The sequence below is a fragment of the Microbacterium luticellae genome, assembly GCF_050408645.1.
Taxonomy (GTDB): Bacteria; Actinomycetota; Actinomycetes; order Actinomycetales; family Microbacteriaceae; genus Microbacterium.
In genome coordinates this window covers 1-14,983 of the sequence record NZ_JBNTKE010000005.1, presented here as the reverse complement: position 1 = coordinate 14,983, position 14,983 = coordinate 1, and the positions used below count along the sequence as shown (strand labels likewise).

Below are 14,983 nucleotides of genomic sequence, written 5' to 3'. Positions count from 1 at the left end.
CGGTAACACCCTGTGGAGGATTCCCCGAATTGGTCGCGGACTCATAAAGTGTCCTCTATGGCACAGAGCAATGAAGCGGTGCGCGAGGCCCGTCAGCCCCTTGTGATCGTTAAGGACGTTCAGAAGCACTACGGTGATTTTCAAGCTCTCACCGACGTGAATCTTACGGTGGGTGCTGGCGAGGTCGTCGTCATTATTGGCCCGTCTGGTTCCGGTAAATCGACCCTGTGTCGCACGATTAACCGACTGGAAACCATTACGAGCGGTTCGATCAGCATCGACGGTAAAGAATTACCGGCCGAGGGGCGAGGCCTTGCCCAGCTGCGTGCCGAGGTGGGAATGGTGTTTCAGTCATTCAACCTGTTCTCGCATTTGACGATTCTAGAAAACGTCACGCTCGGACCCATTAAGGTTCGCGGTATAAAAAAGGCCGCGGCCGAAAAAGAAGCCATGCAGTTGCTGGAGCGGGTGGGTGTAGGCGCGCAGGCGGCGAAGCTCCCGGCTCAACTGTCTGGTGGCCAGCAGCAGCGTGTCGCTATTGCTCGGGCGCTGGCGATGCGGCCCAAAGTAATGCTCTTTGATGAGCCCACGAGTGCGCTCGACCCCGAAATGATTAACGAGGTGCTCGATGTGATGGTGCAGCTGGCCAAAGATGGCATGACCATGATTGTCGTGACACACGAGATGGGCTTTGCCCGCAAAGCGGCTGATCGCGTGGTGTTTATGGCTGATGGCCACATTGTTGAAGAAGCAGAGCCAGAAGAGTTCTTCAGCAACCCACAGAGCAACCGAGCCAAAGACTTCCTGTCGAAACTGCTCACACACTGAGCAGCGCAACACTGTTCTTTCCACACCAAGAACATCACAGAAGGAGAATCACATGCGACGCACACGCACACTAGCGGGGCTTGGCATTGCAGCCGCCGCGCTTCTCGCGCTGACGGGGTGCAACAGCGGTAGCCCCAGCAACCCGAGCGGCGACACGGGCGGCGATACAGGAGACAGCGGCGATAACAGCGCTCTCTTCGAGGTGGCCGACGACGTTCAGCTTGATGGCAGCCCGACGTTTGATGCGATGACCAAGCGCGGCAAGGTCGTTGTTGGCGTGAAGGAAGACCAGCCGGGTCTGGGCTTTTTGGACGTCACTTCGGGCGAACGCAGCGGTTTCGATGTTGATATCGCGCGGTGGGTTGCGGCATCGCTTGGCTTTGACGAGAGCAACATCGAGTACAAGGCAATCGCCTCGGCCAACCGTGAGCAGGCAATTGTCAACGCCGATATTGACTACTACGTGGGCACCTATTCGATTACCGATAAGCGTAAAGAACTGATTGATTTTGCTGGACCCTACTTCATTACGGGTCAGGGTATTCTCGTCGGCGCCGACAGCGGCATTGATGACGTCAGTGACCTTTCGGACCTCAATGGCAAGAAGGTATGTTCGGCAACCGGCTCGACTCCGATTCAGAACATCAAGGCAAACTACCCCGAGATTGACACGGTGGAGTATGACCTGTATTCGGCCTGTGTCGAAGATCTGCTGAACAATGCTGTTGATGCCGTCACAACCGACCAGGCCATTCTTATTGGTTATGCCGCGCAGTACCCCGACGAGCTCAAGGTCGTCGGTGGCCTCTTCACCGAGGAGCGCTATGGCGTGGGTCTGCCCAAGGGTGACACGGTGTTGCAAGACCACATCAACCAGCTCTTTACCGACGGCGGTTCGGTGTGGCAGGCGATCTTCGATAAGAACCTCGGTTCTTCGGGAATCACTGTCGATCAGCCCGCTGTCGACTAGTTACTCATGGTGAGGCAGTTCCGGATGCTGCGGGGCTGCCTCACCCCCTCGTGATCAACGACGATTAACCAGAAGGGGAGGGTTACGTGGACGTCATCTTCGGCAACCTTGACCTGTGGGGAGAAGCGCTCGGCAATACGCTGATTGTTTTCTTCGCGGGCGGGGTTATCGCCCTCATTGTGGGCACGCTGGTGGGTGCGATGCGAGTCTCTCCAGTGCCTATCGCGCGAGCTGTGGGTACGGCCTACGTCACTCTTATTCGCAATACACCGCTGACGCTCGTATTTTTTATTTTTGTTTTTGGTTACCCGCAGCTGGGATTACCCGAGCTATCAAAATTGGCTCTGGGTATTTTGGCGATTGGTATCTATACCGCCACGTATGTTGCCGAGGTGCTGCGGGCGGGTATTAGCACGGTGCCGACGGGGCAGGCGGAGGCGGCTCGGGCGATTGGTCTGCCCTTTGGCCAGGTCATGACGCTTGTGGTGTTGCCGCAGGCTTTTCGCTCTGTTGTGCCGCCGATGATGAGCGTTTTTATTGCACTGCTCAAGAACACCACGGTTGCCGCGGGTTTTGCTATTGCCGAGCTTGCTGCATTGCGGGCAGCAATCTACGACGGCCATGATCGGCCGGGTAACCCGATGGAAGTTTTGCTGTGGGTTGCGGTGGTGTTTGTGGCGCTGGTGATGCTGCTCAGCTGGGCGCAGCGCGGTCTTGAGAACAAGTGGAGGATCACACGATGAGTACGTCTGTTCTCTATGATGTTCCTGGCCCTCGCGCGATTTTGCGCAACCGGATGCTGGCGGTGCTCACCGTTGTGGTGGTGCTGGGTGCGATCGGGTTTGTGGTCTACCGGTTCTGGGTAACCGGACAGTTTTCTGCCAGCCGCTGGTATGTCTTTACCTTCACGAGTGTGTGGGAAGGCATTTTCGGTGCGCTGGGTAAGACGCTGGGGGCCTTTGCGCTGTCGGCAGTGTTGAGTCTTGCGCTCGGCTTTATTCTTGCCGTTGGTCGTCTGTCTGACCACGCATGGGTGCGTGTTCCGGTGACGGTGATTACCGAGCTGCTGCGTGCTGTTCCTGTGCTGGTCATGATGATGCTGCTGTACTACGGACTTCCCGTGCTGGGCGTGAAGATGACTCCGTACTGGGCTGTTGTGCTCGCCCTGATGGCCTATAACGGATCGGTGCTTGCCGAGGTGCTTCGCGCCGGAATTGAGGCGCTGCCGAAGGGGCAAAAAGAGGCGGGTTACGCGATCGGTCTGCGTAAGAGTGGCGTTATGCGGCTGATTCTGCTGCCGCAGGCTCTGCGGGCTATGCTGCCGGTTATTGTGGCGCAGCTGGTTGTCACTCTGAAAGACACCGCGCTCGGGTTTATCATCACGTATCCCGAACTTTTGTACTACGCCAAGCAGCTCACGTCGCAGCAGGGCAGGCCGATTTTGCAGTCGGCGATTGTTATCGGTGCGATTTACATCGTGCTGTGCATGATTTTGTCGGGCTTTGCGCGGTGGTTAGAGATTCGTACGCGACACTCCATTAAGGTGCGTGTCACCGATGGTGATGAGCAGCCTGCCGATGATGACGACCCTCGTTTTCACGGCGGAACAACTGNAGATTCGTACGCGACACTCCATTAAGGTGCGTGTCACCGATGGTGATGAGCAGCCTGCCGATGATGACGACCCTCGTTTTCACGGCGGAACAACTGTCACCGAGGTCATCGCACTGCAAAAAGACACCAAAAAGGCAGGAAAACCTCTGCCATAGATTGCCAGTTGTCGCCGGCGCGCTTAGCCATAGAGGCGGGCGCGCCGGTAGACTCGGTTCTCGTGTCTGAGCAACCACAAATCTCACCCGAAGCGGTACAGGCCGCTGTCGATGCCGCTGTGGCGGCAATCACCGCTGCGCAGGACTCCGCGCAACTGAAGCAGGCCCGCCACGAGCACCTGGCCGAGGGGTCTGCCCTCGCCGTGCTGAATGCGTCGATGCGGCACGTGGCCCCCGAAAACAAAGCGGAGTTTGGCAAGCTGATCGGCCAGGCACGAGGCCGAGTTAATAAGGCCTTTGTTGCTCGCGAGGTCGAGGTTGCCGAGGCCGAGCTGGCTGCTCGCCTTCAGAGCGAGACGGTCGACATGACCGCCGTTGCTACGCGTAATCGCGTGGGTGCGCGGCATCCGTTGTCGGTTCTACAAGAGCAGATTAGCGACATTTTTGTTGGTATGGGTTGGGAGATTGCCGAGGGACCCGAGCTTGAGCACGAGTGGTTCAACTTCGACGCGCTGAACTTTGATGAGGACCACCCGGCGCGACAAGAGCAAGATACGTTCTACGTCGACCCGGTGGCTCGGCACCTGGTAATGCGCACACACACGAGCCCCGTGCAAGTGCGTTCGATGCTTGACCGCGAGTTGCCGCTGTATGTTTTGTGTCCGGGTCGCGTGTACCGCACCGATGAGTTTGACGCCACGCACCTTCCGGTGTTCACCCAGGTCGAGGGGCTTGTGGTCGACCGTGGGATCACCATGGCGCACTTGAAGGGCACGCTCGACCATCTGGCGCGCCAGCTGTTTGGCGACGAAGCGAAAACTCGTCTGCGCACCAACTATTTTCCGTTTACCGAACCTTCGGCCGAGTTCGATCTGTGGCATCCGACGTTTAAGGGTGGTGCGCGCTGGATCGAGTGGGGCGGCTGCGGAATGGTAAACCCCAATGTGTTACGTGCCGCCGGAATTGATCCGGAAGAATACAGCGGTTTTGCCTTTGGAATTGGCGTCGAGCGGGCATTGATGTTCCGCAGCGACGTGCAAGATATGCGAGATATGGCTGAGGGCGATGTGCGTTTCAGTGAACAGTTCGGGATGGTGGTGTGATGCGCGTCCCTCTATCGTGGCTGCGTGAATACGTTGAGGTTGCTCCGGATGCTTCTGCAGAAGACATCCTTTCCTCCTTTGTTTCTGTCGGCTTTGAAGAAGAAGATATTCACGGGTTTGAGATTTCGGGCCCGGTCGTTGTCGGCGAAGTGCTCGAATTTGTCGAAGAGCCGCAAAAGAATGGCAAGACGATTCGCTGGTGTCAGGTTGATGCCGGCGAAGATGAGCCGCGTGGAATCGTGTGCGGTGCGAACAACTTTGCCGTGGGCGACCGGGTGGTTGTTACTCTTCCCGGTTCAGTTTTGCCCGGGCCGTTTCCTATTGCGGCACGAAAAACCTATGGGCATGTTTCTGATGGCATGATCGCTTCGGCGCGGGAACTGGGACTCGGCGATGAGCACGACGGCATTATCGTGCTGGCCGACTGGGGCGTTGACGCCCCGTCGGGCACCGATGCGATCGCTCTTTTGGGGCTCGACGATGTTGCTGTCGAGGTCAACGTGACACCCGACCGCGGTTATGCTTTCTCGCTGCGAGGATTAGCGCGTGAGTATTCGCACGCTACCGGCGCTCGGTTCACCGACCCGGCAGATCGCGATTTTGTTGAACTGCAGCCGGGCGAGGGGTTCGGGGTGCAGGTTGATGACGCACGGCCGCTGCGCGGACACCAGGGTGCTACGGAGTTCGTCGCTCGTGTCGTGCGTAACGTTGATCCAACCCGACCCACGCCGCCGTGGATGGTCGCGCGGCTGGTGCTGGCGGGCATGCGACCGCTGGGGATCCTGATCGACATCACGAACTACGTCATGCTCGAACTGGGTAACCCGATTCACGGCTACGATCTCGACAAACTGCAGGGCGGCATTACCGTGCGCCGGGCAGAGTCGGGCGAGACGCTGACAACACTCGACGGGCAGCAGCGCACGCTGCATCCGGAAGACCTGCTTATTACTGACGAATCAGGCCCCATTGGCCTGGCAGGTGTGATGGGCGGGTCAACGACAGAGATGAGCGACACCACGCGTAACGTGCTCATCGAAGCCGCGACCTTCGACTCGGTGACCATTGCCCGCACCGCGCGACGCCATCACCTGCCCAGCGAAGCTTCGAAGCGTTTTGAACGAGGAGTGGATCCCCTCATTCCCTTTGCTGCCGCGCGGCGCGTAGCCGATCTGCTGGTGGAACTCGCCGGTGGTGAACTCACCGACGAGGGCGGTGCGCTCTACAGCGAGGTCACGATTGCCGCGGTCGCGCTACCGCCGACCTTTGTCTCGGGCCTTGTGGGTGTGGAATACACCGATGACGAGATCGTGGGCGCCCTGCGCACAATCGGTGCAGAGGTATCAGACGACGGCGACGGCTGGCTGGTGACTCCGCCCAGCTGGCGACCCGACCTGACCGATAAGTGGACACTGGCCGAAGAAGTTGCACGAATCCACGGGCTCGATCGCATCCCGTCTGTTTTGCCCACCCCGCCCTCGGGCCGAGGTTACACACCGCTCCAGCGCGGGCGCAGGCGCGTGGCCGACGCCCTGGCCGCTGCGGGATTCGTTGAAACACCGTCGTTCCCGTTCGTATCAGAGCGCGACAATGCTGTGCACGGCTCCGACACCGGCGAGAAAGTCGCCTCGGTGCGGTTAGCCAACGCTATCGATAGCCAGGCCGCCTTTTTACGCCGCTCACTTCTGCCCGGTCTGCTGCACACAGCGCACCGCAACGAGTCGCGCGGAATGACCGACCTCGCCCTTTTTGAAGCAGGACTCGTTTTTCTGCCCGAGCACGGCATCTCGTACGGTACCGATGAGGTGCCGCCTTTGGGAGTCCTTCCGAGCGACGAAACTCTCGCCGAACTGAATGCTGCTATTCCGCCGCAGCGGCGCCACCTGGCACTGCTCGTCACGGGCAACGTCACAGCACGCCAGCCCGGGCGTGGGGCAGAGGCATCCGGTGTGGCCCAGGTGATTGATGCTGTTCACGTGATCGCTACCGCGGCCGGTGCCGAAATCGAGGTTCAGCAGGCGCAGCGTCCGGCGCTGCACCCGGGCCGCGCAGCAACCCTGCACGTGCGCACGGGCGAGAGCGAAACCGTTGTTATCGGCTATGTGGGTGAACTGCATCCCGATGTTGCGCGCGATGCCGACCTGCCGGGACGTGTCAGCGTGCTAGAAATCGATCTTGATCTCTTGCTCGAACATGCCGGGCATCGGGTTATGGCCGCATCGCTGTCGGGGTATCCGGCAGCAACGCAGGATGTTTCTCTCGTTGTGCCGCAGAGCATTGCTGCCGCCGAGGTCCGTGCCGCTCTGGTTCGAGGGGCGGGAGAACTTCTTGAGCATGCACGCCTGGTCGATGATTATCGGGGTGACGGTATTCCCGAGGGAACAAAGAGCCTCAGCTTCGCGCTGCGGTTCCGCGCGCCGGATCGAACGCTCACCGCTGCCGAGGCCTCCGAGGCCAAAATGGCGGGCGTCGCGGTGGCCGCGCAACTGTGGGGTGCCACGATCCGCGAGTAGAGTGGCTGCGGCTATTCCGGCCGCGGCTCAAAGGCTGTTTCACTTCGAGCGTTAAGGTAGAAGAATGACGTATACCGTCGCCGTCTCGGGCGCATCAGGCTATGCGGGAGGCGAAATCCTGCGGTTGCTTGCTGCGCACCCGCAGGTAGAGATCCGTACGGTGACCGCGCATTCGACCGCGGGGCAGCCGCTTATTCAGCATCAACCGCATTTGCGCACGCTGTCACACATGACGCTGCAAGAGACAACGCCGCAGGTGCTTTCTGGGCACGACGTGGTTTTTCTTGCTCTGCCGCATGGGCAATCGGGGCAGTACACCGACGCGCTCACCGACGCCGCGCTGGTTATTGACGCCGGGGCTGATCACCGTTTGCAGTCGGCGCAGGCCTGGGACGCCTTTTACGGTGGTGTGTTCCATGAACCGTGGAGCTATGGGGTTCCTGAGCTGACAGTGGCCGGAATCAAGCAGCGCGAGAATCTGCGCGGTGCGACACGAATTGCTGCCCCCGGATGCAACGCATCCACCGTCAGCTTGAGTCTTGCCCCGGGCGTTGCGGCCGGGGTGATCGAGCCGTCCGACATTGTCTCGGTGCTCGCGGTTGGTCCTTCGGGGGCAGGTAAGGCAGTCAAGACACACTTGCTGGCCAGTGAGATTCTGGGTACGGCGAATCCCTATGCTGTGGGCGGAAGCCACCGGCACATTCCCGAAATTCGACAGGCTTTGGCGGCTACGAACCCTGAGCGTTGGGGTGATGGTAGCGGCATCCGGATCTCGTTTACACCGGTTATTGTGCCGATGGCGCGCGGGATTCTGGCCACCTCGACAGCCCCCATTGCGCAGGGTGCGAGCGATGACGACATCGTTCAGGCCTGGCACGATGCCTATGCAGACGAGCGTTTTGTGCACGTGCTTCCCCCGGGGCAGTTCCCGCGCACGGCCGATGTTGTTGGCGCAAATACAGCGCTCATGGGCGTTGCTATTGATCGTGCTGCGCAGCGCGTGACGGTGGTTGCCGCCGTTGACAACCTTGTTAAGGGTACGGCGGGGGCCGCTATCCAATCGATGAACCTTGCGTTGGGTCTTGATGAAGACCTGGCGCTACCGGTGAACGGAGTTGCACCGTGAGTGTTACCGCCCCGCAGGGGTTTGTTGCGGCTGGTGTCGTGGCGGGCCTGAAATCAACGGGTAAGAAAGACGTAGCGGTTGTTGTCAATCGTGGGCCACGCCGCGTGGGTGCCGCTGTTTTTACCAGTAACCGCGCAAAAGCTAATCCTGTGCTGTGGTCGCAAGATGTTGTGGCCGACGGCACGGTGGCGGCGGTTGTACTCAACTCGGGTGGCGCGAACTGTTTTACGGGCGACTTTGGGTTTGAAACCAGCAGACTCACGGCGCAGCGTGCTGCCGAGTTGCTCGAGGTGGATGCCCATGATGTTGTTGTGTGCTCGACGGGCCTCATCGGCACGGGAGACGAAGATTTTCGCCAGCGTGTGCTGCATGGCGTGAGTGAGGCAACGGCGCAGCTGAGTGCTGATGGTGGCCGGGCTGCTGCCGAAGCAATTATGACCACCGACACGGTGGCAAAAACCGCGGTCGTGCAGGGCGCCGGATGGTCGATTGGTGGTATGGCTAAGGGTGCAGGAATGCTGGCGCCCGGGCTTGCGACCATGCTGGTTGTCATTACCACCGATGCCGTGCTTGAACCAGAACAGGCCGCGGAAGCTCTGCGCGCAGCAACGGGCGTCACCTTTGACCGTTTGGATTCGGATGGCTGCATGTCAACGAATGACCAGGTGACTCTTATGGCTAGCGGTGCAAGCGGTGTTGTGCCCGACTCGGACGAGTTCGTCGCGGCACTGCGTGAACTCAGCGCCGATCTGGCAGGGCAGCTGCAACGCGATGCCGAGGGTGCCAGTCACGACATTACGATCGAGGTTCGGGGCGCCGCCAGCGAGCCGGATGCTGTTGTGGTGGGCCGTTCAGTGGCTCGCAATAACCTGTTTAAGGCAGCGATTTTTGGCAATGATCCCAACTGGGGGCGCGTGCTGGCGGCGATCGGCACAACGGATGCGGAGTTTGATCCGTACAACGTCGATGTGGTGATGAACGGTGTGCGCGTGTGCACAGCGGGTGGGCCAGACCGACCGCGAGAAGAGGTTGATCTGACTCCGCGGGCAACCCACGTGATCATTGACCTTCTTGTGGGCGAGCACACGGCTACTATTTTGACCAACGACCTCACCCACGACTATGTGCACGAGAACAGCGCTTATTCCTCATGACTGATTTACAGCACACTGATCCGGCTGAGGCCGCGGTCAAGGCAGCAACGCTTATTGAGTCTCTCCCGTGGCTGAAAAAGTTTCGTGACCGCATTGTGGTTGTGAAGTATGGCGGCAACGCCATGATCAGCGATGAGTTGCAAGACGCATTTGCACAGGACATCGCCTATTTACGCTATGTCGGTGTGCAGCCTGTTGTCGTTCACGGTGGTGGTCCGCAGATTTCGAATATGTTGGATCGCCTCGCTATTCCGAGCGAGTTTAAGGGCGGCTATCGCGTTACTTCGACCGAGGCGATCAGCGTTGTTCGCATGGTGTTGACCGGTCATATTAATCCGCAGCTGGTTGCCAAGATCAACAGTCATGGTCCGATCGCAACGGGGCTGAGCGGTGAAGATGCGGGGCTGTTTGGTGGGCGCCGTCGCGGAGTGGTTGTTGACGGCGAAGAGGTTGATCTGGGCAGGGTCGGCAATGTCGTTGAGGTTGATCCCACTCCGGTGCTTGATCATCTCGCTGCCGGTCGTATTCCGGTTGTTTCGAGTATTGCGCCCGATTTAGATAATCCGGGCGCTTCGTTGAATGTTAATGCCGACGCCGCAGCCTCTGCTCTGGCGCAGGCTCTGGGCGCTGAAAAGCTTGTTGTTCTGACCGATGTGCCAGGGCTCTATGCCGATTGGCCCAATCGTGACTCTCTGGTGTCGCATTTGACAACCACGCGTCTGCGCGAGCTTTTACCGAGTTTGGAGTCGGGCATGATTCCTAAGATGCGAGCGTGCTTAGACGCTGTAGAGTCGGGCGTTCGTGCCGCGGCAATTATCGACGGCCGGGTTCCCCACTCGGTGTTGGTCGAACTTTTCACAAGTGAGGGGATTGGCACGGAGGTGGTGTCGGGATGACCGTCTGGCAAGAAACAGCGTCGCGCGATCTGATGTCGCTGGGCGGGAGGCTCGCGCTTCTCACCCGCGGCGAGGGGTCGTGGGTGTGGGATGACGAGGGCAACCGGTACCTTGATTTCCTCGGCGGTATTGCCGTCAACTGCCTGGGCCACGCGCATCCGGTGTTTATTGATGCTGTCACCGAGCAGGCCAAGACTCTTGCGCATGTGTCGAATTATTTTGCGACGCAACCGCAGCTTGATCTCGCTGCTCGTCTGAAGCGTCTGGCTGGTACGGGCGACTCGGGCCGGGTTTATTTGGCGAACTCGGGCACCGAGGCGAATGAGACGGCGATTAAGCTGGCGCGCCTGCACGGCGCAAAGACGGGGCGCACCACGATTCTTGTGGTCGAGGGCGCGTTTCATGGCCGCACGATGGGGGCGTTGTCACTGACACCCAAGGCGGCGTATCGTGACCCGTTCGAGCCGGTGCTGCCGGGAGTCCGCGTGGTAGAGCGCGATGTGGATGCCCTTGACGCCGCCTTTGATGAGTCGGTGGCAGCGATCATTGTCGAGCCTATTCAGGGTGAGGCAGGCGTTGTCGAACTACCCGAGGGCTTCTTGGCGCGTGCTCGTCGACTCGCAACTGAAAACGACGCGCTGCTCATCCTTGATGAGGTGCAAACGGGGTCGGGTCGTACGGGGGAGTGGTTCGCTTTCCAGCGCGCGGGTATTGTTCCGGATGCCGTGACCCTGGCCAAGAGCATTGGTGCTGGTTTCCCGCTCGGGGCACTCGTAACCTTTGGTGCTGCCAGTGAGCTCTTTTATCCGGGTACGCACAACTCCACTTTTGGCGGCAACCCCTTGGCCAGTGCTGTCGCGAATGCTGTGCTGGAATACATAGAAGATAACGATGTGCTGGCGCATGTTCGTGCGCAGGGCCAGCGGCTCCGCGATGCGGTGGTTGGTTTACCGCTGGTATCAGGGACTCGGGGCGCTGGTTTGCTGATCGGTATCACGCTTGCGCGGCCGGTTGCGGCGGCGGTGCGTGAGGCGGCTCATGCTCGTGGCCTGATCGTGAACGCACCAACAGACGACGTTATTCGTATTGCTCCGGCCTACACGATCGGTGATGAAGAAGTTTCGGCTTTTGCATCGCTGTTCGAGCAGGCGTTGGTGGAGGTCGATGCTGCGACAGCATCGGAGTACGAAGATTCTGAGACCGGAAAGGTCAGCGCATGACCCGTCATTTCCTTCGCGATGATGACCTCACTGCGGCCGAGCAGGCCGAAGTTCTTGATCTTGCGGTCGAACTGAAAAAAGATCGCTTTGCCAATAAGGCGCTTGCCGGCCCTCAGACCGTGGCCGTCATTTTTGACAAGTCGTCGACACGCACGCGAGTTTCTTTTGCCGTGGGCATCGCTGATCTGGGTGGTTCGCCGCTGATTATCTCGACGGCCAGCAGTCAGCTGGGAGGTAAAGAGACGCCCTCAGATACCGCTCGGGTGCTCGAGCGGCAGGTGGCTGCGATTGTGTGGCGGACCTATGCGCAGTCGGGGTTGGAGCAGATGGCAGAGGGAACACGTGTTCCCGTGGTCAATGCGCTCTCCGACGACTTTCATCCCTGCCAGCTGCTCGCCGATCTGCTGACGATTCGTGAGCATAAGGGTGAGCTTGCTGGTTTGACGCTGGCGTTCTTTGGTGATGGACGCAGCAATATGGCGCACTCTTATGTTTTGGCCGGTGTTACCGCGGGGATGCACGTGCGGGTCGTGTCTCCGGCCAGCTACGCTCCACGTGCCGATATCGTCGAGGCTGCCCGCGCGCGGGCAGCCGAAACGGGCGGCTCTCTTACCCTGCTCACGGAGGTTGCTGACGCAGCATCCGGCGCTGACGTCGTGGTGACCGACACGTGGGTGTCGATGGGGAAAGAAGAAGAAAAGGCTACTCGTCTGCGTGATTTGGGTGGTTATAAAGTAACAACGAGCGTTATGGCGCAGGCTCGCACCGATGCCATTTTTATTCACTGTTTACCGGCCGACCGCGGTTATGAGGTCGATACCGAAGTCATTGATGGTCCGCAGAGTGTTGTGTGGGATGAAGCCGAGAATCGGCTGCACGCACAGAAAGCGCTTCTCGTCTGGCTGTTGAACAAGCAGGAGGCGAAGGCGTGAGTACTTCTGAGGGTGGCGGAACAACCAACGAGGGTGCTCTGTGGGGCGCCCGATTTGCCGGTGGTCCGTCACCGGAGCTTGAGGCACTGAGTCGTTCTACGCATTTTGATTGGCTGCTTGCGCCCTACGACATCGCTGGTTCGCATGCGCATGCGCGAGCGTTGGCGGCTGCGGGCTATCTGGAGCCCGAGGAAGAGCGCCGCATGCACGAGGGCCTCGAAGCCATTGCCCGCGGCGTTGCCGATGGCAGTGTGCAGCCGAACCCGGGTGACGAAGATGTGCATGGGGCTTTAGAGGCAGCACTCATTCGTGAGGTAGGCGCAGAACTGGGCGGTCGGCTGCGTGCTGGGCGTAGCCGTAATGATCAGATTGCCACGCTCGTGCGGCTCTATATGATCGACCACGCACAGATTATTGCGCGTGAACTGCGGCGATTGATTGATGCGCTGGTGGCACAGTCCGAGGCGCATCCGGATGCTATTCTGCCGGGCCGTACGCATTTGCAGCATGCGCAGCCGGTGTTGCTCGCTCACCATTTGCAGGCTCATGCGTGGCCACTTGTGCGCGATGTCGAGCGCCTGGTTGACTGGCGTGCGCGCGCGGGAGTTTCGCCGTATGGCGGGGGAGCGCTTGCCGGCTCAACGCTCGGGCTTGATCCGGCGTTGGTGGCAGAAGACTTGGGTCTTGATCGACCGGCCGAGAACTCGCTTGATGGCACGGCGTCGCGTGATGTGGCGGCAGAGTTCGCTTTCATTCTTGCGATGGTGGGTATTAACCTTTCGCGGTTGAGCGAAGAGGTCATTCTGTGGAATACGCGGGAGTTTGGTTTTGTCACTCTTGACGATGCGTATTCGACCGGGTCGAGCATTATGCCTCAGAAGAAGAATCCGGATATCGCGGAGCTTGCCCGGGGCAAGTCGGGGCGCTTGATCGGTAATCTTTCTGGGCTTTTGGCCACGCTGAAGGCATTGCCACTGGCCTATAACCGTGACCTTCAAGAAGACAAAGAGCCGATTTTTGATTCGGTGCAGACGCTGGAGCTTGTGCTTCCGGCGTTTACGGGCATGATTGCCACGCTGCGTTTTGATACTCAGCGCATGGCTGATTTGGCGCCACAGGGCTTTTCCTTGGCGACTGATGTTGCTGAGTGGCTGGTAAAGCAGCGGGTGCCGTTCCGGGAGGCTCACGAGATTTCGGGTGCCCTGGTGCGTGAGTGTGAGGTGCGCGGTATTGGTCTCGAAGATGCCTCTGATGCGCTTTTGGCCGAGGTCTCTCGGCATCTGACACCGGCCGTGCGTGAGGTGCTGTCGATTCAGGGTTCTGTTGCGAGCCGTTCTGGCGTCGGTGGTACGGCACCGGAGCGTGTGGCCGAACAGCGATCGGAGCTTGTGGCTCGTATCCAGACGGCGACGGCCGCGCTCGGAGTGTAAGCGCGGCCGTTGCTGTGCTGGTTATGTGCTTGGTTGTTCGTGCACATCGGTGTCTGCTGGGGTCAGTTGCCAGTGCTGGAATGTGGCGTTGAGCCCTTCGCGCAGCGGTGACGCCGCATAGGGACCAGCATGCACGGGGGCCGAAGGATCGGTGGCGAATGGCGCAACGCGAACGAGTCGCCATGGTTCAGCCGCGGCTTTCGCGCGCACAATTATGCAGTCGGCCCAGCGACTGATGCGCAGGCTGACGGTGGATGACAGCCATTCGTCAACAATGCCCGTTGACCAGTCCGAGTGTGGCTGGGTAACGACGGCTCCGAGGCCGAGGTGACCATCGGCATATTCGAGCCCGGTCTTGATCCAGTGGTCGGCGCCCGCTCGAATGAGAAGGCCGGCTTGGTCGAACTGACCTTCCCAGGGTGCAGTGACGTCTATCTGCATTGCTTCCCCGACAGCGATCGGATGCAGCAGCGCGTGCGCCGTGTCGAAGACGAAGCCGTAGGCCGTATCGCGCCAGGCGTCACTGCCTTTCGCTGTTGTCATGGTCAGTGACTGGTCATGCGGGGTGACTGTGTGCGTCGGGGGCTCGTTGAGCCATGTGCCCGTGTTCCAAGCAATCATGCCCCCACCCTACAGAGAGTGAGACAGGTGCGACACGCCCGGAAGGAGGTGTGGATTTGCTGCCTCGCCGGAAAGTGCGTAACTTATTACTTGTTCGCCCCAAAGGGTTGAGCGAGAGGCCGAAAGGCCTGGCTCCCCTCAAGCAGTGAACATAACCCCTCAGACAAAGATGTGACTTGCTAAACAGCAAGTCTTGTTTTAGTCTGGGGATCCTCACCTCTCAGGTTCACCGCAAGGTGCAGCGGGAGGTGAGCAAGTCAGAAGCCCCATTTGTGAAGCCTTCGGGTACAACTGTGGGAGCATCCGATCCTTGAGAACTCAACAGCGTGCACTTGTCAAATGCCAATTTTTCTCGGCCATTTTGTGGTTGGGGTTTTTGGATCAATTTCATGGATTGTCAGTGATGGCATTCTGTTTTTGG

General features: G+C 59.5%; 14 protein-coding genes. 13 read left to right on the top strand and 1 reads right to left on the bottom strand.

Annotation, left to right across the window (positions count from 1 at the left end):
* Positions 1-57 precede the first annotated feature (57 nt).
* The 13 genes from ACQUSW_RS11820 to argH all read left to right on the top strand — a co-directional run bounded on the left by ACQUSW_RS11820 (position 58) and on the right by argH (position 13,941).
* Complete coding sequence (locus tag ACQUSW_RS11820) at positions 58-828, top strand: amino acid ABC transporter ATP-binding protein (RefSeq protein ID WP_428932512.1); 771 nt, start codon at positions 58-60, stop codon at positions 826-828.
* Between the two features lie 52 nt (positions 829-880).
* Complete coding sequence (locus ACQUSW_RS11815; RefSeq protein WP_428932511.1) at positions 881-1,798, top strand: glutamate ABC transporter substrate-binding protein; 918 nt, start codon at positions 881-883, stop codon at positions 1,796-1,798.
* An 86-nt stretch (positions 1,799-1,884) separates the two neighbouring features.
* Positions 1,885-2,541, top strand: coding sequence for an amino acid ABC transporter permease (locus ACQUSW_RS11810; protein ID WP_428932510.1), 657 nt, complete (start codon positions 1,885-1,887; stop codon positions 2,539-2,541).
* Positions 2,538-3,437, top strand: coding sequence for an amino acid ABC transporter permease (locus ACQUSW_RS11805; RefSeq protein WP_428932509.1), 900 nt, complete (start codon positions 2,538-2,540; stop codon positions 3,435-3,437). The genes ACQUSW_RS11810 and ACQUSW_RS11805 overlap by 4 nt, the downstream gene beginning before the upstream one ends.
* Position 3,438: 1 nt before the next feature.
* Positions 3,439-3,567, top strand: a complete 129-nt coding sequence (locus ACQUSW_RS11800; protein WP_428932508.1) for a hypothetical protein — start codon at positions 3,439-3,441, stop codon at positions 3,565-3,567.
* A 62-nt stretch (positions 3,568-3,629) separates the two neighbouring features.
* Complete coding sequence (gene pheS, locus ACQUSW_RS11795; RefSeq protein ID WP_428932507.1) at positions 3,630-4,670, top strand: phenylalanine--tRNA ligase subunit alpha; 1,041 nt, start codon at positions 3,630-3,632, stop codon at positions 4,668-4,670.
* Positions 4,670-7,183 carry a phenylalanine--tRNA ligase subunit beta gene (pheT, locus tag ACQUSW_RS11790; protein ID WP_428932506.1) on the top strand — a complete coding sequence of 838 codons (2,514 nt, stop codon included), beginning with the start codon at positions 4,670-4,672 and terminating at the stop codon, positions 7,181-7,183. The genes pheS and pheT overlap by 1 nt, the downstream gene beginning before the upstream one ends.
* 64 nt (positions 7,184-7,247) lie before the next feature.
* A complete protein-coding gene (gene argC / locus ACQUSW_RS11785) occupies positions 7,248-8,309 on the top strand; it encodes an N-acetyl-gamma-glutamyl-phosphate reductase (protein WP_428932505.1) in 1,062 nt (353 codons plus the stop codon).
* Positions 8,306-9,463: a bifunctional glutamate N-acetyltransferase/amino-acid acetyltransferase ArgJ gene (gene argJ, locus ACQUSW_RS11780; RefSeq protein ID WP_428932504.1), complete on the top strand. Its 1,158-nt coding sequence runs from the start codon at positions 8,306-8,308 to the stop codon at positions 9,461-9,463. The genes argC and argJ overlap by 4 nt, the downstream gene beginning before the upstream one ends.
* A complete protein-coding gene (gene argB, locus ACQUSW_RS11775) occupies positions 9,460-10,359 on the top strand; it encodes an acetylglutamate kinase (protein ID WP_428932503.1) in 900 nt (299 codons plus the stop codon). The genes argJ and argB overlap by 4 nt, the downstream gene beginning before the upstream one ends.
* A complete protein-coding gene (locus ACQUSW_RS11770; RefSeq protein WP_428932502.1) occupies positions 10,356-11,579 on the top strand; it encodes an acetylornithine transaminase in 1,224 nt (407 codons plus the stop codon). The genes argB and ACQUSW_RS11770 overlap by 4 nt, the downstream gene beginning before the upstream one ends.
* Positions 11,576-12,511, top strand: coding sequence for an ornithine carbamoyltransferase (argF, locus tag ACQUSW_RS11765; RefSeq protein ID WP_428932501.1), 936 nt, complete (start codon positions 11,576-11,578; stop codon positions 12,509-12,511). Before ACQUSW_RS11770 ends, argF begins: the two co-directional genes overlap by 4 nt.
* On the top strand, positions 12,508-13,941 hold the full coding sequence (argH, locus tag ACQUSW_RS11760) for an argininosuccinate lyase (protein WP_428932500.1): 1,434 nt from the start codon (positions 12,508-12,510) through the stop codon (positions 13,939-13,941). The genes argF and argH overlap by 4 nt, the downstream gene beginning before the upstream one ends.
* Positions 13,942-13,962: 21 nt before the next feature.
* Here argH and ACQUSW_RS11755 read toward each other — a convergent pair whose 3' ends face one another.
* Positions 13,963-14,562 carry a DUF1349 domain-containing protein gene (locus ACQUSW_RS11755; protein ID WP_428932499.1) on the bottom strand — a complete coding sequence of 200 codons (600 nt, stop codon included), beginning with the start codon at positions 14,560-14,562 and terminating at the stop codon, positions 13,963-13,965.
* Between the last annotated feature and the right edge of the window lie 421 nt (positions 14,563-14,983).

What these genes read in the sequence shown, in the direction of transcription:
- ACQUSW_RS11815 (WP_428932511.1), top strand. Translation starts at nt 881, where the DNA reads ATGCGACGCACACGCACACTAGCGGGGCTTGGCATTGCAGCCGCCGCG.
- pheT (WP_428932506.1), top strand. Translation starts at nt 4,670, where the DNA reads ATGCGCGTCCCTCTATCGTGGCTGCGTGAATACGTTGAGGTTGCTCCG.
- ACQUSW_RS11770 (WP_428932502.1), top strand. Translation starts at nt 10,356, where the DNA reads ATGACCGTCTGGCAAGAAACAGCGTCGCGCGATCTGATGTCGCTGGGC.
- ACQUSW_RS11820 (WP_428932512.1), top strand. Translation starts at nt 58, where the DNA reads ATGGCACAGAGCAATGAAGCGGTGCGCGAGGCCCGTCAGCCCCTTGTG.
- argC (WP_428932505.1), top strand. Translation starts at nt 7,248, where the DNA reads ATGACGTATACCGTCGCCGTCTCGGGCGCATCAGGCTATGCGGGAGGC.
- ACQUSW_RS11755 (WP_428932499.1), bottom strand. Translation starts at nt 14,562, where the DNA reads ATGATTGCTTGGAACACGGGCACATGGCTCAACGAGCCCCCGACGCAC.
- argB (WP_428932503.1), top strand. Translation starts at nt 9,460, where the DNA reads ATGACTGATTTACAGCACACTGATCCGGCTGAGGCCGCGGTCAAGGCA.
- argF (WP_428932501.1), top strand. Translation starts at nt 11,576, where the DNA reads ATGACCCGTCATTTCCTTCGCGATGATGACCTCACTGCGGCCGAGCAG.